Source organism: Bacteroides sp. NSJ-48 (genome assembly GCF_014287405.1).
Taxonomy (GTDB): domain Bacteria; phylum Bacteroidota; class Bacteroidia; order Bacteroidales; family Bacteroidaceae; genus Bacteroides; species Bacteroides stercoris.
The window spans coordinates 54,703-78,960 of record NZ_JACOOD010000012.1; the positions used below are offsets into that span (position 1 = coordinate 54,703).

The 24,258-nt window shown below is 49.7% G+C and carries 19 protein-coding genes; 13 read left to right on the top strand and 6 right to left on the bottom strand.

All coding sequences use genetic code 11. From position 1 onward, the window contains the following. Positions 1–249: 249 nt before the first annotated feature. The 6 genes from H8S52_RS07785 (at position 250) to H8S52_RS07810 (ending at position 6,879) form a co-directional block, all read left to right on the top strand. The gene (locus tag H8S52_RS07785; protein WP_022104858.1) at positions 250–1,653 is read left to right on the top strand and encodes a TolC family protein; all 1,404 of its coding nucleotides are present in this window, start codon (positions 250–252) and stop codon (positions 1,651–1,653) included. An 86-nt stretch (positions 1,654–1,739) separates the two neighbouring features. Continuing rightward, positions 1,740–2,975: an efflux RND transporter periplasmic adaptor subunit gene (locus H8S52_RS07790; RefSeq protein WP_186909572.1), complete on the top strand. Its 1,236-nt coding sequence runs from the start codon at positions 1,740–1,742 to the stop codon at positions 2,973–2,975. Between the two features lie 60 nt (positions 2,976–3,035). Further along, a complete protein-coding gene (locus H8S52_RS07795) occupies positions 3,036–3,782 on the top strand; it encodes an ABC transporter ATP-binding protein (RefSeq protein ID WP_117902629.1) in 747 nt (248 codons plus the stop codon). A gap of 66 nt (positions 3,783–3,848) precedes the next feature. After that, the gene (locus H8S52_RS07800) at positions 3,849–5,069 is read left to right on the top strand and encodes an ABC transporter permease (RefSeq protein WP_186909573.1); all 1,221 of its coding nucleotides are present in this window, start codon (positions 3,849–3,851) and stop codon (positions 5,067–5,069) included. Positions 5,070–5,108: 39 nt separating this feature from the next. Beyond that, positions 5,109–6,173, top strand: coding sequence for a sensor histidine kinase (locus H8S52_RS07805; protein WP_005651840.1), 1,065 nt, complete (start codon positions 5,109–5,111; stop codon positions 6,171–6,173). A 4-nt stretch (positions 6,174–6,177) separates the two neighbouring features. Then, the gene (locus tag H8S52_RS07810) at positions 6,178–6,879 is read left to right on the top strand and encodes a LytTR family DNA-binding domain-containing protein (RefSeq protein ID WP_022104862.1); all 702 of its coding nucleotides are present in this window, start codon (positions 6,178–6,180) and stop codon (positions 6,877–6,879) included. 314 nt (positions 6,880–7,193) lie between these two features. On the opposite strand, the gene H8S52_RS07815 is transcribed toward H8S52_RS07810, so the two are convergent. Beyond that, on the bottom strand, positions 7,194–7,448 hold the full coding sequence (locus H8S52_RS07815) for a hypothetical protein (RefSeq protein WP_016662355.1): 255 nt from the start codon (positions 7,446–7,448) through the stop codon (positions 7,194–7,196). A 202-nt stretch (positions 7,449–7,650) separates the two neighbouring features. Here H8S52_RS07815 and pdxH point away from each other — a divergent pair, with 202 nt between their 5' ends. After that, entirely contained in the window at positions 7,651–8,328 is a 678-nt protein-coding gene (gene pdxH / locus H8S52_RS07820) for a pyridoxamine 5'-phosphate oxidase (protein ID WP_117985031.1), read from the top strand. 100 nt (positions 8,329–8,428) lie between these two features. Next, positions 8,429–9,475 carry a DUF2776 domain-containing protein gene (locus H8S52_RS07825; RefSeq protein WP_117985030.1) on the top strand — a complete coding sequence of 349 codons (1,047 nt, stop codon included), beginning with the start codon at positions 8,429–8,431 and terminating at the stop codon, positions 9,473–9,475. Between the two features lie 4 nt (positions 9,476–9,479). Here the strand turns inward: H8S52_RS07825 and pgl are convergent, their stop codons facing one another. The 3 genes from pgl to gnd are packed head-to-tail and all read right to left on the bottom strand — an operon-like array spanning position 9,480 to position 13,202. After that, on the bottom strand, positions 9,480–10,184 hold the full coding sequence (gene pgl, locus H8S52_RS07830; RefSeq protein ID WP_117901969.1) for a 6-phosphogluconolactonase: 705 nt from the start codon (positions 10,182–10,184) through the stop codon (positions 9,480–9,482). Then, a complete protein-coding gene (gene zwf / locus H8S52_RS07835; protein WP_186909574.1) occupies positions 10,181–11,677 on the bottom strand; it encodes a glucose-6-phosphate dehydrogenase in 1,497 nt (498 codons plus the stop codon). The genes pgl and zwf overlap by 4 nt, the downstream gene beginning before the upstream one ends. A gap of 49 nt (positions 11,678–11,726) precedes the next feature. Further along, complete coding sequence (gnd, locus tag H8S52_RS07840; RefSeq protein ID WP_186909575.1) at positions 11,727–13,202, bottom strand: decarboxylating NADP(+)-dependent phosphogluconate dehydrogenase; 1,476 nt, start codon at positions 13,200–13,202, stop codon at positions 11,727–11,729. 271 nt (positions 13,203–13,473) lie between these two features. Between gnd and gmd the strand changes: the two genes are divergently transcribed. From gmd to H8S52_RS07865, 5 genes are all read left to right on the top strand, one after another. Beyond that, positions 13,474–14,550 (top strand): GDP-mannose 4,6-dehydratase, encoded by a 1,077-nt coding sequence (gene gmd, locus H8S52_RS07845; protein ID WP_005655246.1) that lies wholly within the window; start codon positions 13,474–13,476, stop codon positions 14,548–14,550. A 123-nt stretch (positions 14,551–14,673) separates the two neighbouring features. Further along, complete coding sequence (locus H8S52_RS07850; protein WP_186909576.1) at positions 14,674–15,756, top strand: GDP-L-fucose synthase; 1,083 nt, start codon at positions 14,674–14,676, stop codon at positions 15,754–15,756. A 105-nt stretch (positions 15,757–15,861) separates the two neighbouring features. Then, the gene (locus H8S52_RS07855; protein ID WP_016662364.1) at positions 15,862–17,520 is read left to right on the top strand and encodes a long-chain fatty acid--CoA ligase; all 1,659 of its coding nucleotides are present in this window, start codon (positions 15,862–15,864) and stop codon (positions 17,518–17,520) included. 136 nt (positions 17,521–17,656) lie between these two features. Then, positions 17,657–19,210 carry a sulfatase gene (locus tag H8S52_RS07860; protein WP_186909577.1) on the top strand — a complete coding sequence of 518 codons (1,554 nt, stop codon included), beginning with the start codon at positions 17,657–17,659 and terminating at the stop codon, positions 19,208–19,210. Between the two features lie 6 nt (positions 19,211–19,216). Then, positions 19,217–20,392 carry an LA_2272 family surface repeat-containing protein gene (locus H8S52_RS07865; RefSeq protein WP_186909578.1) on the top strand — a complete coding sequence of 392 codons (1,176 nt, stop codon included), beginning with the start codon at positions 19,217–19,219 and terminating at the stop codon, positions 20,390–20,392. A gap of 73 nt (positions 20,393–20,465) precedes the next feature. Here the strand turns inward: H8S52_RS07865 and H8S52_RS07870 are convergent, their stop codons facing one another. After that, positions 20,466–22,460, bottom strand: coding sequence for a fructose-1,6-bisphosphatase (locus tag H8S52_RS07870; protein ID WP_117985020.1), 1,995 nt, complete (start codon positions 22,458–22,460; stop codon positions 20,466–20,468). A 91-nt stretch (positions 22,461–22,551) separates the two neighbouring features. Further along, positions 22,552–24,216, bottom strand: a complete 1,665-nt coding sequence (locus H8S52_RS07875) for a putative transporter (protein ID WP_117943470.1) — start codon at positions 24,214–24,216, stop codon at positions 22,552–22,554. Positions 24,217–24,258: the final 42 nt, after the last annotated feature.

Here is a 24,258-nt window from a genome sequence, read left to right on the forward strand (position 1 = left end):
CGGTATTCTATAAAGAAGTTCTTTGGGAGGATATCCACTGTCTTTACGGGGTCAAAACTGAAATTCGCTTACTATTGGCTTCTATCAGCAAGTGTATTTTGACATCTCATAAAAACAGCAAAGCAAACTCTTAATTATCGGCAGGAAAAAGTAATCCGTCGGCACAATCCCGGCAATGGTCTATTGTTTTTGCTGTTTCAAGAGGCTGCGCATACTTTTGCAATGGTAAAACCATAGAAACAAGGTAATATGATAAATGTAAAAAGATTGACCGTAATATCGCTCTGTGCGGCAAGCACCTGTGTCGGCAATGCTATGCCGCAAACACAGGAAACCGCTATCGGTACGCAACAGCAGGACAGCACGCAGACGCTTCCCGCACAATGGAACCTGCAAGCCTGCATCGACTATGCTTTGCAGCAAAACATCACGATACGCAAGAACCGACTCAATGCCGAGAGCGCCGAAGTGGACGTAAAGACCGCCAGGGCAGCTCTCTTCCCCAGCCTCACGGCATCCGTAAGCCAACGTATCGTAAACCGGCCCAACAGCCAGACCAATACGATAATAGACGGCGACAACATCACCAGCAGCCAAAGCAAGACCAGCTACAACGGCAGCTATGGCATCGATGCCAACTGGACGCTTTACAACGGCAGCAAACGGCTGAATACCTTGAAACAGCAGCGGATGAACAACCGCATTGCCGAATTGGGCGTGGCGGAAAGCGAGAACACCATCGAAGAGAGCATCACGCAGATTTACGTGCAGATCCTCTATGCAGCCGAAGCCGTCAAGGTAAATGAAGCAACCCTCGACGTCAGCCGGGCGGAATGCGAACGGGCACGCGCCCTGCTTGCAGCGGGAAGCATCGCCAGGAGCGACCTCGCCCAACTGGAAGCGCAGGTCAGCACCGACAAATATCAATTGGTAACGGCACAAGCTACCCTGCAAGATTACAAACTGCAACTGAAACAACTCCTCGAACTGGACGGCGAAAAGGAAATGACGCTTTACATCCCCACACTCGGCGATGAGAATGTATTGTCGCCGCTGCCCTCAAAGACCGATGTCTACCGCTCCGCCCTCACCCTGCGTCCGGAAATCGAAGCAGGCCGGCTGAATGTCAAAGCCTCGGAACTCGACATCAATATTGCCCGCTCCGGTTACATCCCCACCATCAGCCTCAGTGCAGGCATAGGTAGCACGAACACCAACGGCAACGACTTCACCTTCGGCGAACAAATCAAGCAGAACTGGAACAACTCCTTGGGAGTAACCGTAAGCGTACCCATCTTCAACAACCGGCAGACCAAGAGCGCCGTACAGAAGGCCAAGATACAGAAGCAGAACAGCGAACTGGACTTGCTGGACAATCAGAAAAACCTGTACAAAACCATCGAAGGGCTATGGCTGGATGCCAACAGCGCACAGCAACGCTATGTTGCCGCCATAGAGAAGCTGCGCAGCACACAGACCAGCTACGACCTCATCCAAGAGCAATTCAACCTCGGCATGAAGAATACCGTGGAACTGCTGACCGAGAAAAACAACCTGCTCAACGCGCAACAGGAAACCCTGCAAGCCAAATACATGGCAATACTGAACACGCAACTGCTGAAATTCTACCAGGGAGAACAGATTACGCTTTGACCTATTCAATATAATAAACCCCATACGCAACTATCTCTTGCGGTATAGACCAACGCTACTTAAAACCCAATAATGATATACAGAATATGAACAAGAAAAAGATTATCCTTATCGCCGTAGCCGTTGTGGCGGTAGCCGGCATAAGCATCCGGCTTTTCGGCGGCTCCACGGCCAAGCATAAAGTGACCTACGAGACAGCCACCGTAATCAAAGGCGAGATATCGGAATCCATAACCGCCACCGGCACCATCGAACCGGTAACGGAAGTGGAAGTCGGCACGCAGGTAAGCGGCATCATCGACAAGATATATGCCGACTACAATTCCGTAGTTACCAAAGGCCAACTCATAGCCGAAATGGACCGTGTGACCCTGCAAAGCGAAGTAGCATCCCAACGCGCCGCCTACAACGGTGCGAAAGCCGAATACGAATATCAGCGGAAGAACTACGAACGCAACCGGGGACTGCACGAAAAGCAGCTTATCAGCGATACCGACTACGAACAGTCCGTCTACAATTACGAGAAAGCGAAAAGCAGCTACGAAAGCAGTCAGGCATCGCTGGCAAAGGCGGAGCGCAACCTGTCGTACGCCACCATCACTTCGCCCATCGACGGCGTGGTCATCAACCGTGCGGTAGAGGAAGGGCAAACGGTGGCATCCGGTTTCGAGCCCCCTACCCTGTTCACCATCGCCGCCGACCTGACGCAGATGCAGGTTGTGGCCGACGTGGATGAAGCCGACATAGGCGGTGTGAAAGACGGGCAGCGCGTGACGTTTAGCGTAGACGCCTATCCCAATGACACGTTTGAGGGCGTAGTAACGCAAATCCGCTTGGGAGAGGACAGCTCTACAAGTTCTGGCAGCAGCGGCACATCCGGTACGGTCGTCACCTACGAGGTTGTCATATCCGCTCCCAACCCCGACCTGAAACTGAAACCGCGCCTGACGGCCAACGTCACGATTTACACACTCGACCGCAAGAATGTGCTTTCCGTTCCGGCACGTGCGCTCCGCTTCACACCCGAAAAGCCGCTTATCGGCGAGAATGACATTGTGAAAGATTGCGAAAGCGAACACAAACTCTGGACACGCGAGGGCAATACATTCATCGCGCATCCGGTAACGGTAGGTATCTCCAACGGTGTGAATACGGAGATTGTAAGCGGCATCGATGAAGGTGCGACAGTAGTGACCGAAGCCACCATAGGGCGCATGCCGGGCGAAGGCCCAACAGCGGATATGCCGCAGGAACCAAACGGTGAGAAAAGCCCGTTCATGCCGGGCCCGCCGGGAAGCAAGAAGAAAAACAACAGCCGATGAAACAGCGTACAGAGACTGAGTATAAAAGTACAGTACAGAGTAAACCATACATCATTAATCATGAGCAAAACCGTAATTGAACTTCAAAACATAAAGCGGAACTTCCAGGTGGGAGACGAAACGGTGCATGCGCTGCGCGGCGTATCATTCTCTATCGGCGAGGGAGAGTTCGTCACCATCATGGGTACGTCCGGTTCGGGCAAATCAACGCTGTTGAACATACTCGGCTGCCTGGATACGCCCACCGTAGGAGAGTATCTGCTGGACGGCATCTCCGTACGCACCATGAGCAAATCCCAGCGTGCCGTACTCCGCAACCGTAAAATAGGCTTCGTGTTCCAAAACTATAACCTGCTGGCAAAAACCACAGCCGTGGAAAATGTGGAACTGCCGCTAATGTACAACTCGTCCGTATCGGCAGCCGAACGCCGGAAACGCGCCATTGAAGCGCTGAAAGCCGTAGGGCTGAGCGACCGGCTGGAACACAAGTCCAACCAGATGTCCGGCGGACAGATGCAACGCGTAGCCATCGCCCGTGCATTGGTAAACAACCCTGCCGTAATCCTGGCGGACGAAGCCACCGGTAATCTGGATACCCGTACCTCATTCGAAATTCTGGTGCTCTTCCAGAAGCTGCATGCCGAAGGACGCACCATCATTTTCGTAACGCACAATCCGGAAATAGCCCAATACAGCAGCCGCAACATCGTATTGCGCGACGGCCAGGTGAAGGACGACAAGCCCAACCGAAACATTCTGAATGCCGCCGAAACACTGGCAGCACTGCCCAAGCAGGAGGATGACTGACGCAGTACGTAAATTACTTTATCGCAGGATGAAAAAAGAAAAACAATATCATAAAACAACAAATCAATGAATGGAACCAACCTTTTCAAAATAGCCTTCCGGGCACTTGCCAACAATAAACTGCGTGCCTTCCTCACGATGTTGGGCATCATCATCGGCGTGGCGTCCGTCATCACGATGCTCGCCATCGGACAAGGTTCAAAAAAGAGCATTCAGGCGCAAATCTCCGAAATGGGTTCGAATATGATAATGATTCATCCGGGAGCGGATATGCGCGGCGGCGTCCGCCAAGACCCCAGCGCCATGCAGACGCTGAAGCTCACCGACTACGAGGCATTGCGCAACGAGACGAACTTCCTGGCTGCCGTCAGCCCCAACGTATCCTCATCGGGACAGCTCATTGCTGGCAATAACAACTACCCCTCGTCCGTAAGCGGCGTAGGCATGGACTATCTTGAAATCCACCAGCTTACGGTGGAGAACGGCACGATGTTTACGGAAACCGACATACAGACTTCCGCCAAAGTATGTGTCATCGGCAAGACGATACAGGATAATCTTTTCCCCAACGGAGAAGACCCCGTAGGACGCATTATCCGCTTCAACCAAGTGCCTTTCCGCGTGACGGGCGTACTGAAAGCCAAAGGATACAACAGTATGGGCATGGACCAGGACGACGTTGTACTTGCCCCCTACACCACCGTAATGAAACGCCTGCTGGCACAGACCTATCTGCAAGGTATCTTCGCATCCGCACTCACCGAGGACATGACGGACAACGCCACCGAAGAAATCACCGGAATTCTGCGCCGGAACCATAAACTGAAGGACAGCGACGACGATGATTTCACCATACGCAGCCAGCAGGAGCTCAGCTCGATGCTGAACACCACCACCGACCTGATGACCACTCTCCTCGCCTGCATCGCCGGCATATCGCTGGTGGTAGGCGGCATCGGCATCATGAACATCATGTATGTATCCGTAACGGAGCGCACCCGCGAAATCGGTCTGCGCATGAGTGTGGGTGCCAGAGGAGTGGACATCCTGTCGCAATTCCTCATCGAGGCCATCCTCATCAGCATCACCGGCGGCCTCATCGGCGTCATCATCGGCTGCGGCGCAAGCTGGATTGTGAAGAGCGCAGCCCATTGGCCTATTTATATACAGGCATGGAGCGTATTCCTCAGCTTTGCCGTCTGTACGGTGACAGGAGTGTTCTTCGGATGGTATCCTGCAAAGAAAGCAGCAGACTTAGACCCGATAGAAGCAATACGATACGAGTGATAATCGCTTATCGCTAAAAAAAACTATCTTTGCATTTGTATGAAACAAATTCTCTACTCACGGTCGCGCATCATCGAAGCCCTGATTCATATCATCGGCTGGGGAATTGTATTTGCTTTTCCTTTCGTGATGATGACACGCAGCGGTTTCACCATTACATGGATGGAATACCTGCGTCATGGCAGCATTGTTCCGCTATCTTTTCTTATCGTATTCTACTGCAATTACTGCTTCCTCATTCCCCGTTATCTGTTCGAGGGGCGCATACGGCAGTATCTCCTGCTGAACATACTGCTGATAGCTTGCGTTACAGCCGGTGTACACTTTTGGCAGGAGTACGCATTCCACACCTACGCAAAAGCCGACGGTGAGGGCCAAAGGCACATCGGTCCGCCGAAGTGGATATTCATCATGCGCGATTTCTTTTCCATGATACTTACCGTAGGGTTGAGTGCGGCCATTCGCCTCAGCGGACGTTGGGTGCAGGTGGAAGCCGCCCGCCGCGAAGCCGAAAAAAGTCGCACGGAAGCCGAATTAAAGAATCTCCGCAACCAGCTCAACCCGCATTTCCTGCTCAACACGCTGAACAATATCTACGCACTCATTGCCTTTGATACGGATAAGGCACAAACAGCCGTACAGGAACTGAGCCGTTTATTGCGCCATGTCCTTTATGACAATCAGCAGAACTTCGTAACTTTAGGCAAGGAAATGGATTTCATCAAGAACTACATCGCCTTGATGCGCATCCGTCTCTCATCCAACGTCACTGTTGAAACGCGTTTCGATATTCGTCCCGACAGCCCTACGGAGATTGCCCCGCTGATATTCATCTCCCTCATAGAGAATGCTTTCAAACATGGCATCTCTCCCACCGAGCCCAGCCATATCCGTATATATTTCAGCGAGAACGTGCATGAAGTACGTTGCGAAATCACCAACAGCTACCACCCCAAGAGCGAAGCCGACAAAAGCGGCAGCGGCATCGGACTGGAACAAGTAGGCAAGCGTCTGGAACTGACCTATCCCGGCCGGTACGAATGGAAGCACGGCATAAGTGAGGACGGAAAAGAATATAAATCGGTTTTAACAATCAATTACTGACAACATGAATCTGAAGTGCGCAATCGTAGATGACGAACCGCTGGCCCTGAACCTTTTGGAGAGCTATGTCAACAAAACCCCGTTTCTGGAGCTTGCCGGCAAATACTCCAGTGCAGTGCAAGCGATGAGCGACTTGCCGGACAAACGTGTCGACCTTCTTTTTCTTGATATCCAAATGCCCGAACTCAACGGCCTGGAATTCTCCAGAATGGTAGATACACATACCCGTATCGTTTTTACCACCGCTTTCGACCAATATGCCATAGACGGGTATAGGGTCAACGCCCTCGATTATCTGCTGAAACCCATCTCGTATGCAGACTTTCTGCAAGCCGCCAATAAAGCAGTGAAGTGGTTCGAACTGCTGCAACAGCCCCAAGAGGAAATTGAAAGCATCTTCGTAAAAAGTGATTACAAACTGATACAAGTGGAGCTCAAAAATATTCTTTACATCGAAGGCTTGAAAGATTATATCAAAATCTATGAGGAGAACTCTCCCAAACCCATTCTCTCGCTCATGAGCATGAAGTCCATAGAAGAACTTCTGCCTGCTTCACGCTTCATACGCGTGCATCGTTCCTATATCGTCCAAAAAGACAAAATACGTATCATCGACCGTGGACGTATTGTCTTTGGCAAGAACTATATCCCCGTCAGTGACAGTTATAAACAAATATTCCAAGATTTTCTTAATAAAAGGAGTTAAAAATACCCTTATAGGTTTATATTTTATTGAAATCGGGCTATTTCTAATAATATCCTATTGCATATTAAAAGATGTTTTTTTACCTTTGCCGCGAACAGATAGGAGTTGTGAAACTCCCCCAATAGAATAGTTTAGTTAAGTCTAGTTTAGTTTTTGTGTAAAGCACTTCCTCCGTAAGCGAACGTTGGAAGTGCTTTTATTATAGACCTATTAAATACTAATTTTATGAATATCAACTTCTTCCGATTAATCGTCTGTCCATTTGATAACTTGAATTACAAGACGTCCTATCCACACTTGCAGCTGATGCTCTATCACCCCATATAGCTGGGCTGTACTCCGAACCAATACCACAGCCAAAGCATAATTCCACCCAACCAGACGAAAGCCACATCAATATAATATAACCTCAATATCCTACTGATCAACACACCCAAAAGTTCGCCACAAAGTACATAAGCAGCAACCATGGTAACCATTTGTTCGTTAGCTATTTTTATTAAAACCAAAGTTCCTATAACAGGAATAAGAGATGTGCAATCTATAATGAATTGTTGTCTGTCGCTCATATAAACAATGTTTGTAATTGAAGTACAAATATAAACATTATTTACATAAAATCGTCCTATAGAACGGAAACACATAACGAAACTGAGAAGAATTATCATTACAATTATAAAAAAAGAAGAAAAAAAGATATTTTTAGCGGTCAACGTATCCGTATTTCAACCCTTTCGCTCTTTCATTGTTATAATAATAAACAGTAATTATATGAATTCCCAATTCTCGGACATACGAAAAGAATATAAAAAAGGCAAGCTCACCCGGAATACTATCTCAGAGAATCCCTTCGAGCAATTCGCCCGCTGGCTCAACGACGCCCTGCATTGCGGAGAGAACGAACCGACCGCCATGATTGTAGCCACCGTCTCACCGGACGGACGGCCCTCTACCCGCACCGTACTGCTGAAAGGCGTGGAAAATGGTAAACTCATCTTCTTCACCAACTACGAAAGCCGTAAGGGACGGCAACTCACAGCCAATCCCTACATCTCCCTCTCTTTCGTTTGGCATAAGCTGGAAAGACAAGTACATATCGAAGGAAAAGCGGAGAAATGCACTCCTCAAGAATCGGACGCTTACTTCTCCACCCGACCCTACAAAAGCCGGATCGGCGCAAGAATATCCCCCCAAAGTCACGTCATCAGCAGCCGGATGGAAATAATCCGCGCTTTTGTAAAGGAAGCTGCCAGGCTGACCGGACAGACCGTACCACGTCCCGACAACTGGGGCGGTTTTGCCGTCACCCCCACCCGCTTCGAATTCTGGCAGGGACGGGAAAGCAGGCTGCACGACCGTTTCGAATATACTCTCCACGAAGAAAAGTCCGTTTCCGGCCTATCGTATCCAAACTCCGAAAAATGGGAGATAAACCGCCTTGCACCCTAAATCGGACTGTCAAAGTATTATATCCTATGAATAAAGTTTAAAATGAGAAACAAAGTCATAATACTGCTGTTAGAGGGGAAAACTTTAATAGAAAATAATTATGAATTACGGAATCAGTGTTCTCTTTCGCACCATCCCTCTGCTGATGGCCCTGTTTTGTTTTGGTTACGGAGCTTTTGTACTTGATATGGGAACGGACCCGGCAAAAAACGTTGCCGGTCCGGTAGTAATGTCATTAGGAATGATTTGCATTGCCTTGTTTGCAACAGCGGCTACCATTATCCGGCAGATTATTCACACATACAATACGGTTGTCCTGTACGCTCTGCCCGTGCTTGGCTATCTGGCTGCCCTACTGACTTTCATCTGCGGCTGGGAATATATCAGCGAAGCTGCCACCGCCAGTCATTTCGTAGCCGGACATGTAATCTGCGGCGTAGCTTTCATCACTGCCTGCGTGGCAACGACCGCCACTTCTTCCACCCGGTTCACCCTTATACCTGCCAATTCCCAAACGACGGAAAACGATGTGCCCCCACAAGCCTTTAACGGCACACAAGGTAAGCTTCTTATAGTTGTTGCGGCATTGCTGGCACTTGCCACATGGATATGGACATTCCAGCTGCTTGCAAAAAGCGATGTGCACAACGCCTATTATGTGGCAGGACATGTCATGGCAGGAATAGCCTGCATCTGTACAAGCCTCGTGGCATTGGTGGCAACTATCGTACGCCAAATACGTAACAGTTACTCGCATGCAGAACGTAAATGGTGGCCTGTAATGGTACTTGCCATGGGAACACTCAGCATCCTTTGGGGGCTACTGATACTGAAAAACCCGAACCCTGCCGAATCTTCCATAGGGTATATAATGATAGGCCTGGGATTGGTTTGCTACAGCATTTCAAGCAAAGTCATACTCCTGGCAGCAATATGGCGCAACACTTTCAAACTGGCAAACCGAATTCCCTTGATACCCGTATTTACCGCACTACTCTGTCTGTTCCTGTCTGCTTTCCTTTTTGAAATGGCAAGCATACACGAAGTCTACTTTGTACCGGCACGTGTACTGGCAGGATTGGGCGGTATCTGCTTCACACTCTTCTCCATCGTAAGCATACTGGAAAGCGGAACCTCAAAAGGGTAACCGCTTATCCGTCAATTTCTATGTCGGTAAAGATGTCCACATCCGCGGCATGATGCGCCACGTAGGCAGCCGGACCGGTATCGCCCGATTTCAGAATGTCATAAACAACTTCCGTCTTGTTCTTGCCCGTTATCAAGAATATAAGTTTTCTGGCACTGAACAGCAGACATCCCGTCATGGCAATACGCGGCTGCCCGTTATAAGGATTTATACTCTTTTCATACGGATGAAAAGAAGAGAGCAGATACTCCTGACCGGGGAAAATGGAAGAAGTATGTCCGTCATCACCTGCTCCCAACAGCACTATGTCAAAAGTAGGGAACCCCCGGCGCAAAGGAACCGTACCGGAAACCAAATCCGAATAACGTTTTGCCTCTTGCGCCGGACTACGGCAATCACCATGAATGGGGTATACATATTCATCGGGCATGCCTACCTCTTGCAACAGCAAACGCAGCATAGTACCGTAATTACTGTCCGAGTCGCTGACGGATACACACCGTTCGTCCACCCAGAAAATCCGCATCCGCATCCAAGGAGTCTCTTCTCTGAACTCATGCGCCCAAATGTCGAACATAAGGGAAGGAGTCGTTCCTCCGCTGAAAGCAAGGTAAAAAATCCGCTCCGGCTCCCGGTTCATCATATCGATTATATACCGGATAAGAGCACGTGCAGTCGAGGTTGCAGCAGGATATACATAACTTTTCATAATTCACAATATTCATCAGTATTCGTCAAATTCTTACACGGGTTAGTCCATTCGGCCCCATGTTCGCGCATCATAGCTTCACTTTCCAAAGGTCCCCACGTTCCCACGGGATAACCGTAAAGCGGTGCATCCGGATGTTCCTGCCAATACTTCAGCACAGGATTGAAAAAACGCCATGACGCATCCACGGCATCGCTACGGGTAAAGAGTGTCTGGTCTCCCTGTATACAGTCTTCAATCAGGCGGGCATACGCGTCTCCGGCGGGCAGACCGCCCAAATCGGAATAACTGAAGTCCATCATCACCTGTTTCACATCAAACCCCGGTCCCGGAACTTTCATTCCGAACTTCAGCACAATACCCTCATTGGGCTGCAAACGCAGAATCAGTTTGTTGGCACGCGGGCAGTGGCCGCCTTCACAACGGAACATCTGATGAGGTGTCTCGCGGAAGTGTACCACGATTTCAGTCACCTTGGTCGGCATCTGTTTTCCGGTACGTATATAGAAAGGAACGCCGTTCCACCGCCAGTTGTCAATGCCTATTTTCATGGCAATATAAGTTTCGGTACGGGAATCGGAAGCTACGTTCTTCTCTTCACGATAACCGGGCTTGGTCGCAGACGCGGTATATTGCCCACGGACAATGTGCTCGTTCAGGTCTTCTTCTGTCAAGGGAGAGAGAGATTCATATACTTTTACCACCTCGTTGCGGAAATTATCGGCATTGAAAACTGCCGGCGGTTCCATCGCGGTAAGCGCTACCAACTGAATGAGGTGATTCTGTACCATATCACGCAATGCTCCGGTTCCTTCATAAAACCCTCCACGCTGTTCGATACCCAAATTCTCTACTGCGGTAATCTCTACATAGTCAATGTAATTACGGTTCCAAAGCGGCTCGAAGATGCCATTGGCAAAACGAAAAGCCAGAATGTTCTGCGCAGTCTCTTTACCCAGGAAATGGTCTATACGGTAAATCTGATGCTCCTCGAATACGGAAGCATAGATACGGTTCAGTTCACGGGCAGATTCCAAATCATAACCGAAAGGCTTCTCGACGATGATACGCGTATGAGGACGGTTCAGGCGGGCAGTCTTAAGATGAAGAGGAATCACACCATACAGCGACGGCGGTGTTGCCAGATAGTACAACATGCCATCCGGCTCCTGCTCACCCGTCAGTTCCCGGAGACGGGCATCCAGATTTCCATAATCGGCAGCCTCGGCCGGATTAAGCGAAAGATAGTACAGATGATTGCAAAAATCAGTCATACGTCCGCCGGCATGTTCTTCCGAAGCCACAAAACGTTCCATTTCCGTCCGTATATAAGCACGGTAGGTATCATCCCGGTATCCGGTACGTCCGATGCCTAAAACAGCAAAACCTTCCGGCAGGCGGTTATCCTTGTACAGATTATATAATGCCGGTATTAACTTGCGCTTCGTCAGGTCACCGGAAGCGCCGAAAATTATCATCACAAATTTACTCATAGCTTTATGTTTGTAGGGGAATTTCAGTAATCTTCACACTAAAGAAAGACTACACGTTATAGGTTCCCGACTTCGTTTCTCCGCCGTGTCCTGTCCAGTTTTCATGGAAGAACTGCCCACGCAGTCCGTCCACACGCTCAAAGGTGTGCGCTCCGAAATAATCGCGCTGTGCCTGAATCATATTCGCCGGTAAGTTGGCGGAGACGAGTGAATAAAAATAATTCAATGCCGATGAAAATGCAGGAACCGGAAGTTCCTCTTTCATAGCCTGTGCCACCAGATGTTTCCAGCCGGAGAGCAGTTGTTTCATCTCATTGCTGAAATAAGGAGTAAGAAGAAGATGCTGCGGTTTCTCACTCCGCTCGAAAGCGGCTGCAATATCATTGAGGAAGATACTGCGGATGATGCAACCGCCACGCCACATACGGGCAATGGAAGCCAGGTCGAGGTTCCATCCGAAAGAGTCCGAAGCACGTTGCAATACAGCAAAGCCTTGAGCATAAGACACCAGTTTGGATGCATAAAGCGCCGAATAAATATCTCCTACCATTTCGGATTTGTTGTATACCACCTCCGTGCGCCGGCAGGTAAAATGCCCGGCAGCCGACTTCCGCAGTTCTTTCTGAGCCGACAAGCTGCGTTCAAAAACAGCCGTGGCAATCAGCCCCAACGGCATACCAAGCTCCATAGCATTGATTACCGACCATTTGCCCGTACCTTTTTGTCCGGCTGTATCCAGTATTTTATCTATCAGATAACCGCCCGACTTATCTTTATGCTGCAAGATATTAGCAGTAATTTCAATAAGATAGCTACGCAATTTGCCCTCATTCCATTGCGAAAAGACCGAAGACATTTCTCCGTTATCCAGCTTCAGCAGGTTCTTCATCACCCAATAGGCTTCGGAAATAAGCTGCATATCGCCATATTCGATGCCATTATGAATCATCTTGACAAAATGTCCCGAACCGGCCGGTCCCACCCACTGGCAGCAAGGCGTGCCGTCGGATGCTTTGGCAGCAATACTCTGCAAAACAGGCTTCACTTCTTCCCAGGCGCTTACCGAACCGCCCGGCATGATAGAAGCTCCATTCAATGCACCCTCTTCACCGCCGGAAACACCTGCTCCCACAAAACGGAAGCCTCTCGCTTCGGCCAATGCCACACGGCGATTGGTATCTTCATAGTTGGAATTGCCGCCGTCTATCAATATATCTCCCGGAGAGAGCAACGGGAAAAGCTGCTCCATCAGTTCGTCTACCGCACTACCGGCACGAACCATCATCATTATCTTGCGCGGAACGGCTACAGACTCCACAAAATGAGCTATATCCGTATATCCTTCAATACTTTTACCCTGTGCGCGTCCGTTTATAAAACGTTCTACCACACCTTCTTCAATCCCCGGAACCGTACGGTTATAAACCGAAACCCGCCAGCCCTTGTCCGCCATATTCAATGCAAGATTCTCGCCCATCACGGCCAGCCCTATCAGTCCAATGTCTGTTTTATTTAAATTCTCCATATACTTGTATAATTTATCTTTGTTATTAAAACAAAAAATAACGTCTGTTTGTTCGTATCAAATTTGAAATTAATTCATTTTTTTCATAAAGGATTGACACAGAAAAACGATGTCATATCTGCTTCCCGGCAATCATCCGGACGCTACTCTCGGTATAAAGCAAAAATAATCTCAAAATCATTTACCGCATTGGCTTTGTTGTCTCACAATAAATTACGATTTTTGCAGGACGAAATATGCAACAATCAAAAAAAGTATAATACCAGAAACAATGAAAAAAGCTCTAATCTCCGGAATAACCGGACAGGACGGTTCGTTCCTCGCAGAATTCCTGTTGCAAAAAGGATATGAAGTACACGGCATATTGCGCCGCTCATCTTCGTTCAATACCGGACGCATCGAGCACTTGTATTTCGATGAGTGGGTGCGCGACATGAAGCAGAAGCGAACTATCAACCTGCATTATGGAGATATGACGGACAGCAGTTCGCTGATACGCATTATCCAGCAAGTGCAGCCGGACGAGATATACAACCTTGCTGCACAGAGCCACGTAAAGGTCTCGTTCGATGTACCCGAATATACCGCCGAAACAGATGCTATAGGTACGCTGCGCATGCTCGAAGCTGTACGCATTCTCGGTCTGGAAAAGAAAACCAGGATATATCAGGCATCTACCTCGGAACTGTTCGGCAAGGTGCAGGAAGTGCCGCAGAAGGAGACTACCCCTTTCTACCCGCGCAGTCCCTACGGCGTAGCCAAGCAATACGGTTTCTGGATTACAAAGAACTACCGCGAAAGTTACGGAATGTTCGCCGTAAACGGCATTCTCTTCAACCACGAAAGCGAGCGCCGCGGCGAAACCTTCGTTACCCGCAAGATTACGCTGGCTGCCGCCCGCATTGCACAAGGATTCCAGGACAAACTGTATTTGGGCAATCTGGATGCACGCCGCGACTGGGGATATGCCAAAGACTATGTGGAATGTATGTGGCTTATCCTGCAACACGATACGCCGGAAGACTTTGTGATTGCTACCGGAGAGATGCACACCGTACGCGAATTTGCCACACTTGCCTTTAAGGAAACCGGCATAGAACTGCGCTGGGAAGGCGAAGGCGTGAACGAGAAGGGTATTGACAGCCAAACTGGTAAGGTACTGGTAGAGGTGGATCCCAAATATTTCCGTCCTTCCGAAGTGGAACAGTTGCTGGGAGACCCTACCAAAGCCAAAACGTTACTGGGCTGGAATCCGCAGCAGACAAGCTTTGAGGAGTTGGTACACATCATGGCGGAACATGACATGAAGTTTGTACGGAAACTGCATTTGAGAAGCAAAGAAGACTGAAACAGATAATTTAATTTTTCAGACAGAAGAACAAAAGAACATATATATATGAGAAAATAAAAAAGAGTATAAACCGAATATGTTCTTTTGTTCTTCTGTCTGAAACCAATCCATTTTATAACAATGTTACACAAGAACGCAAAAATATACATCGCAGGGCATCGCGGACTGGTAGGCTCTGCTATCTGGAAAAACCTGCAGGAGAAAGGCTATACCAATCTCGTGGGCAGAACCCACAAAGAACTCGACCTGCTGGACGGTGTTGCCGTCCGCCGTTTCTTCGATGAGGAACAGCCGGAATACGTATTCCTTGCCGCTGCTTTCGTGGGCGGTATCATGGCAAACAGCATCTACCGTGCCGATTTCATCTACAAGAATCTCCAGATACAGCAGAATGTCATTGGCGAAAGTTTCCGCCACAATGTCAAGAAACTGCTCTTTCTGGGCAGCACCTGTATCTATCCGCGTGATGCCGAACAGCCGATGAAAGAAGACGTACTCCTCACCTCACCCCTGGAGTACACCAACGAACCGTACGCCATTGCCAAGATTGCCGGACTGAAAATGTGCGAGAGCTTCAACCTCCAATACGGCACGAACTACATTGCCGTCATGCCCACCAACCTCTACGGGCCCAACGACAACTTCGACCTGGAACGCAGCCACGTACTTCCTGCCATGATTCGCAAGATACACCTGGCCCACTGCCTGCAACAAGGCGACTGGGATGCCGTGCGCCGCGACATGAACCTGCGTCCGGTAGAAGGCATCAACGGCAGCAACAGCAACGGAGAGATACTGGACATACTTGCCAAGTACGGCATCAGCGAAGAAGAAGTCCGGCTTTGGGGTACGGGAACGCCGCTGCGCGAATTCCTCTGGAGCGAGGAAATGGCGGATGCCAGCGTATTCGTCATGGAGCACGTAGACTTCAAAGACACCTGTAAGCCCGGAGACAAGGACATCCGCAACTGCCACATCAACATCGGCACAGGTAAGGAAATCACTATCCGCCGGCTTGCCGAACTGATTGTCAGCGTTGTGGATTATCGCGGAAAGCTGACTTTCGACACTTCCAAACCCGATGGGACCATGCGCAAGCTCACCGACCCGAGTAAGCTGCACGCACTGGGCTGGCATCATAAAATAGACATCGAAGAAGGTGTAGAGCGGATGTACCGCTGGTACCTGGATAACAATAAATAGGCTCAAAGGGGGAATTTGCATAAAATGCTTTTTCCCCCTAAAAGTTTGCATTCTCTACATAAACCCTTATATTTGCACAATTTTCAACTAAATGTGCAATATATAATGGAACAAAGTTTTATCGCCTATATAGAGAATAGTATAAAGGAAAACTGGGATCTGGATGCCCTGACCGATTATAAGGGAGCCACCCTGCAATACAAGGATGTAGCCCGCAAAATAGAAAAACTGCATATCATTTTTGAAGCGAGCGGCATTAAGAAAGGTGATAAAATCGCCGTCTGCGGACGTAACAGTTCGCACTGGGGAGTCACTTTCCTAGCTACCCTGACGTATGGTGCGGTCATCGTGCCCATTCTTCACGAGTTCAAGGCGGACAATGTGCATAACATCGTCAACCACTCCGAAGCCAAGCTTCTTTTTGTCGGCGACCAGGTGTGGGAAAACCTCAACGAAAGCGCCATGCCGTTGCTGGAAGGTATCTTCATGATGACGGACTTCACCCTGCTGGTATCGCGCAACGAACGGGTTACTTACGCCCGCGAGCACCTCAATGAGATGTTCGGCAAGAAATTCCCCAAGAACTTCCGTAAGGAACACATCGACTATCACAAAGACCAGCCCGAAGAACTGGCGGTCATCAACTATACTTCCGGTACCACCAGTTACTCGAAAGGCGTAATGCTCCCCTATCGCAGTCTGTGGTCCAACACCCGATTCGCTTTCGAAGTACTGCCGCTGAAAGCCGGCGACAAACTGGTATGCATGCTGCCGATGGCGCATATGTACGGATTGGCATTCGAATTCCTGTACGAGTTCTCCGTAGGTTGCCACATCTACTACCTCACCCGCATGCCAAGCCCGAAGATTATCTTCCAGGCATTTGCCGACATAAAGCCGAACCTCATCGTAGCCGTACCGCTCATTATCGAGAAGATTATCAAGAAGAGTGTATTGCCCAAGCTGGAAACGCCTACCATGAAACTGTTGCTGAAAGTGCCTATCATCAACGACAAGATAAAAGCCACCGTACGCGAGCAAATGGTACAGGCATTCGGCGGCAATTTTGCCACAGTCATTGTCGGCGGTGCGGCATTCAACCAGGAAGTGGAACAGTTCCTGCGCATGATAGACTTCCCCTATACCGTGGGTTATGGTATGACGGAATGCGGCCCTATCATCTGCTACGAAGACTGGACGCGCTTCAAACCCGGTTCCTGCGGAAAAGCCGCTCCGCGCATGGAAGTGAAGATTCTCTCTCCCGACCCGGAGAATATCCCCGGCGAGATTGTCTGCCGCGGCCCCAACGTCATGCTGGGCTACTACAAGAATGAAGAGGCTACCGCCGAAGTTGTGGACAAAGACGGCTGGCTGCACACCGGCGACCTTGCCCTGATGGACGCCGAAGGCAATGTCACCATCAAAGGACGCAGCAAGAATATGCTCCTCGGTCCAAACGGACAGAACATCTACCCCGAAGAAATAGAAGACAAGCTGAACAACCTGCCGTACGTAGCTGAAAGCATCATCGTACAACAGAACGAAAAGCTCGTGGGACTGGTATATCCCGACTTTGACGATGCCTTTGCCCACGGCCTCAACAACGACGATATAGAACGCGTCATGGAAGAGAATCGTGTGGCTCTAAATGCAGAACTGCCCGCCTACAGCCAGATTTCCAAAATGAAGATATATCCCGAAGAATTTGAAAAGACACCCAAAAAATCCATCAAACGCTTCCTGTATCAAGAAGCAAAAGGATGATGAAATAGTAATTAGCGGTTAGTGATTAGCGATTAGTAGGCTGTGCAGTATATTGCGCTAATTATTTACCGCTATTTTTAATGTTAATCCCTAACCACTAATCACTAACCACTAACCACTAACCTCTCTTTTCCCGATGAAAAACGAATTGTTATTATCTGCTGCGCTGCTCCCGTTATGTGGAATGGCAGGAGAAGTACACACAAGGCCGTCAAATGAAACGGCACCTGTTACGGACAAGCGTCCGAACATTATTTTATTTTTAGTAGATGATATGGGTTGGCAGGACACATCCCTGCCTTTCTGGACACAACGCACCCGCTACAACGACACGTACCATACACCCAATATAGAGCGTCTGGCAAAGCAGGGCAAGATGTTCACGCAAGCCTATGCCTGTAGCATCAGTTCGCCTACACGCGTCAGTCTTTTTACGGGTATGAACGCTGCGCGTCACCGGGTGACAAGCTGGACGTTACGCAAGAATACCACCCACGAACAGCCGGACTCCGTTATGATATACCCCGAATGGAATGTCAACGGTATCTGTCAGGAACCGGGTGTGGAACGCACCACGCAAGTCACTTCGCTGGCACAAGTGCTCAAGGACAACGGTTACCACACCATCCATTGCGGCAAAGCCCACTTCGGAGCCAATGACACGCCCGGAGCCGATCCGCTGAAAATGGGTTTTGACGTGAACATAGCCGGCCATGCGGCAGGCTCTCCCGCCAGCTACTACGGCATGCAGAACTTCGGAAACAAACCCGGCGGAAAAAGCCCGCTGGCTGCCGTACCCGGACTAGAGAAATATCACGGCAAAGACATATTCCTCTCCGAAGCCCTTACCATAGAAGCCGAGAAAGCTTTGGACAACGCCCGGAAAACGGACAAGCCTTTCTTCCTCTACATGGCCCATTATGCCATCCATACGCCTATCCAGCCCGACATGCGTTTCTACCAAAAATATCTGGACAAAGGACTTCCCCCGGTAGAAGCAGCGTATGCCACCCTGATTGAAGGCATGGACAAAAGCCTCGGCGACCTGATGGACTATCTGGACAAAAACAACCTCACCGACAACACTGTACTGCTCTTCATGTCCGATAATGGCGGACTGGCTGCACATACCCGTGCAGGAGAGCTGCACAGGCAGAACTATCCGCTCAACAGCGGAAAAGGTTCCGCCTACGAAGGCGGGGTGCGCGAACCGATGATTGTACGCTGGCCCGGCATAGTAGCGGCAGAAACCAAATGCGACCATTATCTGATGATAGAAGATTTCTTCCCCACCATTCTCGAAATAGCCGGTGTGGAGCACTACAATACGGTACAGAAACGCGACGGCATCAGCTTCCTGCCCCTGCTTACGGGCAAAGGTAAAATGCCCTCGCGCGACATCTACTGGCACTACCCGCACAGTTGGGGTCCTTCTGGTCCGGGCATAGGCGCCACCTGCTCCATCCGTTCCGGAGAATGGAAACTGGTGTACTACTTCGACAGCGGCAAGCACGAATTGTTCAATATCCCTGCCGACATCAGCGAAAAGCATGACGTAGCCGCCGAGAACCCCAAACTTGTAAAGAAACTATCAAAGAAACTGAGCAACTATCTGCGGTCGGTGGATGCACAGCGTCCTGTATTACGTGCCACCAACCGGTTGGCACCCTGGCCCGATGAAACATTATAAAGAATTATGAAACGTATATTTCCACTTATCTGTCTGTCCCTGCTATTGGCAGGGACAGGCCATGCCCGGACAGACCGGCAACAGTCTGCCCGTAAAGAAAAAAACGGTATCAACCTTTCCCTTTGGAAAAATCTTTCCACACAGCGCACGGATACGGTCGGAAGCACATTCTTCAATCTCGGTATCTTCTCGGCGATGAACCGTTTGAACGGCTTGGGAGTAAACGTTTTGGGAGCTGTTACGGGCAGAGACATGAACGGAGTTCAAATCTCCGGTATATCCAACATGGTGGGTGGAAGCATGCGGGGCGTACAGGTAGCGAGCATCACCAATATCAACGGCAATAACCTCAGCGGTCTGTCCGTTTCCGGTCTTGTGGGCATCACGGGTAATCACGCACGGGGAATGGTCTTCTCCGGCCTTGCCAATATCACGGGCGATAACAGCAACGGAGTGATTGTAGGAGGCTTGCTGAATATTACAGGCGAAAAGACTGCCGGCGTACAGCTTTCGGGACTCGCCAATATATCGGGCGGTAATTTTTCCGGTGTCACCATGTCCGGACTGCTGAATGTGGTGGGCGGCGATATGAAAGGACTCCAGATTGCCGGTCTGGGCAATATCACAGGCGGTACGTCTGCCGGCGTGCAGCTCTCTCCCCTGAATGTAGCCGTCCGTGCCAAAGGCCTTCAGATAGGTTTGGTAAACTACTACAAGGAGAAGCTGGACGGTTTCCAACTGGGACTGGTCAATGCCAACCCGGACACCAAAGTACAGATGATGTTTTTCGGCGGCAACACCACGAAACTGAACCTTGCAGCCCGCTTCAAGAACAAGCTGTTCTATACCATCCTCGGCGGCGGTACGCATTTCCTCGACTTCAGCGATAAGTTCTCCGGTGCACTTTTCTACCGTGCCGGACTGGAATTGCCTGTCTGCAAACAACTGTTCATCAGCGGCGATTTGGGATACCAGCACGTAGAAACCTTCAAGAATAAAGACTATGGCTTCCCTGCCCGCCTCTATTCTCTCCAAACCCGTATCAACCTCGAATACCGTCTGACGGCAAAATTAGGAGTATTCGTTACGGGCGGTTACGGTTGGGACAGACATTACAACAGGAATGCCAACTTCGACAAGGGAGCCATTGTAGAAGGCGGTGTGGTGTTATTCAAATACTAATCCGGCACTATTGGCAAGAACACTTGTCATGCGTTTTTTCAAGCAATGCAAGCACTCGTAACACACAGCTATATCAGAAAATCTCCTTTTCTTTGATAAATCCCGTTCTATATGCCACCAGCAATTTCTTCAAATCCTGAATCTGCGTCACGAGCTGCTTGCCCTTATCGGTATCCTTCACCATCATACGCTGCGAGTTGAATTCGATAACGAAGGTTGTGGACTTGATATCCTGCCCCTCTTCAATCGCTTTCTGACGGCTCTGGAACGGGTCGTGCTGCACCAACTGCATGCCGTGCGAGTGATATACCAGCGTATAGCCCGCAATACCCGTTTCGGGCTGATAGGCTTTGGAGAAACCGCCGTCAATTACCAGTAACTTTCCATCGGCCTTTATGGGGCGTTCGCCTTTAATCGTCTTCACCGGCACATGTCCGTTGATGATATGCGAATGAGGTCCCGGCTCCACCCCGAACTCCGCCAGGATATTGTCGCAAATATCCGCACGGTTGCGAAGTGTGTAGTAATAACCTTTATTCTCTTTATGCAAAGCCTTGTCGGCTATGAAGTAACGCTCAAAGGTAGCCATCTTATCCTTGTCGAAAGAGGGCGCATCCGGGCCGCACCACATATACCACATATAATCCAACGCAAAATTCTTCTCCGCCGAACCATCCTCGTCAAAGTAGGCGGTACGGATAAGCTGGTCGGTCTTTTGCAGCAGTTTATGCCCCCAATACTCTTTCGTTCCGATACGTACATGCTTGAAACTTCCGTCCTCATTCAGGGGCACGGATGCGTGATAAAGCAGGTTGCTGTTACACACCAGATACATGCCGCCGTATGTAAACAGGCAACGCATATGCTTCTTCAGCTTCTCGCTGTTCATAAACGAAGCATGAATCTTTTCAACCAACTCCCTTTCTTCATCCGTCAGGCGATACGGGTCGGCAGGGTCGATAGTCGGGAAATTGGCATCGCGCAGTTCGTATTCTTTGCTTTCATACACAAATACGCCCCGTTCAAAGTCAATCTTGTGCAGCAGTTTCCGGTTGTCCATGCCAAACTCCGGACGCCGGTTTATAATCTCCGCTTCCAGTTTGAACTGGATTATCGTAATCGCCTTGTGCATCTGCGTAATCAGCCGCAGTGTCTTTTCGTTGTAATTGGCATCGGCAAAGTTCATCTTCGGAGCAAAGATGGTGCAAGGATCATCCGCATAGGTATCCATTGCGAAAGTAGCCAGCGGCAGCAGGTTGATGCCGTAGCCGTCTTCCAGTGTCGCCAGGTTGGCATAGCGCATGGACATACGGATAACGTTCGCTATGCAGGCGTCATTGCCCGATGCGGCGCCCATCCACAGTATGTCATGGTTGCCCCACTGAATGTCGAAGTTATGGTAGTCGCAAAGCGTATCCATGATGATATGCGCACCCGGACCACGGTCGTAAATATCGCCCACGATGTGCAGCGAGTCGATTGTAAGCCGTTGGATAAGCTTGCACATGGCAATGATAAAGTCATCCGCACGCTTGGTCGAGATAATCGTACTGATAATGACATTGATATACGCATGCTTATTAGGCTCTACGCTGGACTCGTGCAGCAACTCCTGAATGATATAGGAGAACTCCGCCGGCAACGCTTTGCGCACTTTCGAGCGTGTGTATTTGGAAGATACGTTCTGGCAGACTTTCACCAGTTGGTTCAGGGTGATGAGATACCAGTCGTCCAGGTCCGTTTCCTGTTCCTTTATCAACTGCAACTTCTCTTCCGGATAATAAATCAGCGTACAGATTTCCTTCTTCTCGCTTTCGCGCAGCGTATGCCCGAAGATTTCATTCACCTTCCGCTTTACCGCACCCGAAGCATTCTTCAACACATGCTGAAAAGCCTCGTACTCTCCATGAATATCCGTCAGGAAATGTTCCGTACCTTTAGGCAGATTCAGAATAGCTTCCAGATTGATAATTTCCGTACTGGCATCGGCGATGGTAGGAAAACTGCGCGACAACAGTTGCAAATAGCGTAAGTCGTTGACTATACTTTCCGGAGTAATAGTTCCCATGATACGATTTATGATTTTAGATTTATGATATATATTCAATTATCAGCAATTAAGCTCTTTCTGTTATTTCTCAATTTTCAATTCTCAGCTCTCAATTCAACAGGAACATCAGCAGCACCTGCGCTATGATTACCCGCAGGAACATACACATCGGATACACCGTTGCATAAGCCACCGACGGATTATCGCCCGGAATGGTGTCGTTGGCATAGTTCAGCGCCATCGGGTTGGCCATGCTTCCGCACAGCATACCTGCCATGGAGCCGAAGTCCACCTTCATCCATTTAAAGGCAACCACTCCTACTATCAGCACCGGAACAACGGTCAGCACGAACCCTGCGGCAATCCACAGCAGACCTTCCGGACGGAACACCGTATCGAAGAAATGCGCTCCGGCATCCAGTCCCAGACAAGCCAGGTAGAGCGACAGTCCCAATGCACGGAGCATCAGGTTGGCGCTTCGTGTGGTATAGGTTATCATGTGCATTCTCGGCCCGAACGTACCGATCAGAATACCTACGATAATCGGTCCGCCGGCAAGTCCCAGCTTCACCGGAGCACTGATGCCCGGCAGGGAAATGGGAATCGCACCCAAAGCCAAACCCAGGATGATACCGATAAACACCGCTACCAGATTCGGTTCTTTCAGGCTCTTGATGGCATTTCCCAACACTTTTTCCACATTCTGGATGGCGGCAGCCTCACCTACCACTGTCAGACGGTCGCCCAACTGCAAGGTCAGTTCCGCGGTGGCAAGCAACTGCACGCCGCTACGGTACACACGGCTGATGTTGATGCCGTAATGATTGCGCAGGTGCAGCGAGCCCAGTTTCTTTCCGTTCAGTTCGGGACGCGTCACCACGATACGCTGCGAAATGAGCTGGCTGTCTATGGCATTCCAGTCTATATCCTCTTTGTTCCAGTCGGTATGTTCCTGTTCGCCAAACAGTACGGTCAGTGCCGGAGCATACTTCTCCGAAGTCACCACCAGCAAGCGGTCTCCTTCCCTGATTATCTTCTCGGAAGTGGGAATGCTTACGTTGCCGTCCCGCCACAGACGGGAGATTACGAACTTCGGATAATTCAAGCCGCCTATCTCCTTGATGCTTTTATCGAAGATGGCCGGATTGTGTACTTGAAACGCCGCAATGTAAGTTTTGTTCGCATCGTCCTTCTCTTTCAACTCCAGATCTTCCTTACGCGCCAATGCCTTGCGTATTATCAGCACGGCAAGAATAACGCCCACTACCCCCAGCGGATATGCCACGGCACATCCCAAAGCCGGCGTACTGGCTTCCAGCCCCATTTGCTTCAATGTCTGCTGTGCCGCACCCAGCGCCGGCGTATTGGTGGTAGCGCCGCAGAGGATACCCACCATGTCCGGCAGTGAAATATCCAGGGTATAACTGCCCAATACGGTCATCAGCGTACCGATGAGCACCACTCCCAGCGCCAGCATATTCAACTGCACCCCGCCCTTGCGGAAGGAGCTGAAAAAGCCCGGCCCCACTTGCAGCCCCAGTGCATACACAAATATTATCAGTCCGAAACTCTCCGCATAGTTCAGCATCTGCGGGTCGATGGACAGTCCGAAATGTCCGGCAAGAATACCGGCAAAGAAAACAAACGTCACGCCGAGGGAAATACCGCAAATATGCACTTTCCCCAACCCTAATCCGATAGCGGAAATCAGCGAGAGCACCACCACCGCCTGCAAAGCGGAGTGTTCGACAAACAAACTATATAGCCATTCCAAAGTGTTACGGTTTTATCTACATTTAGAAGTGCAAAGATAGGA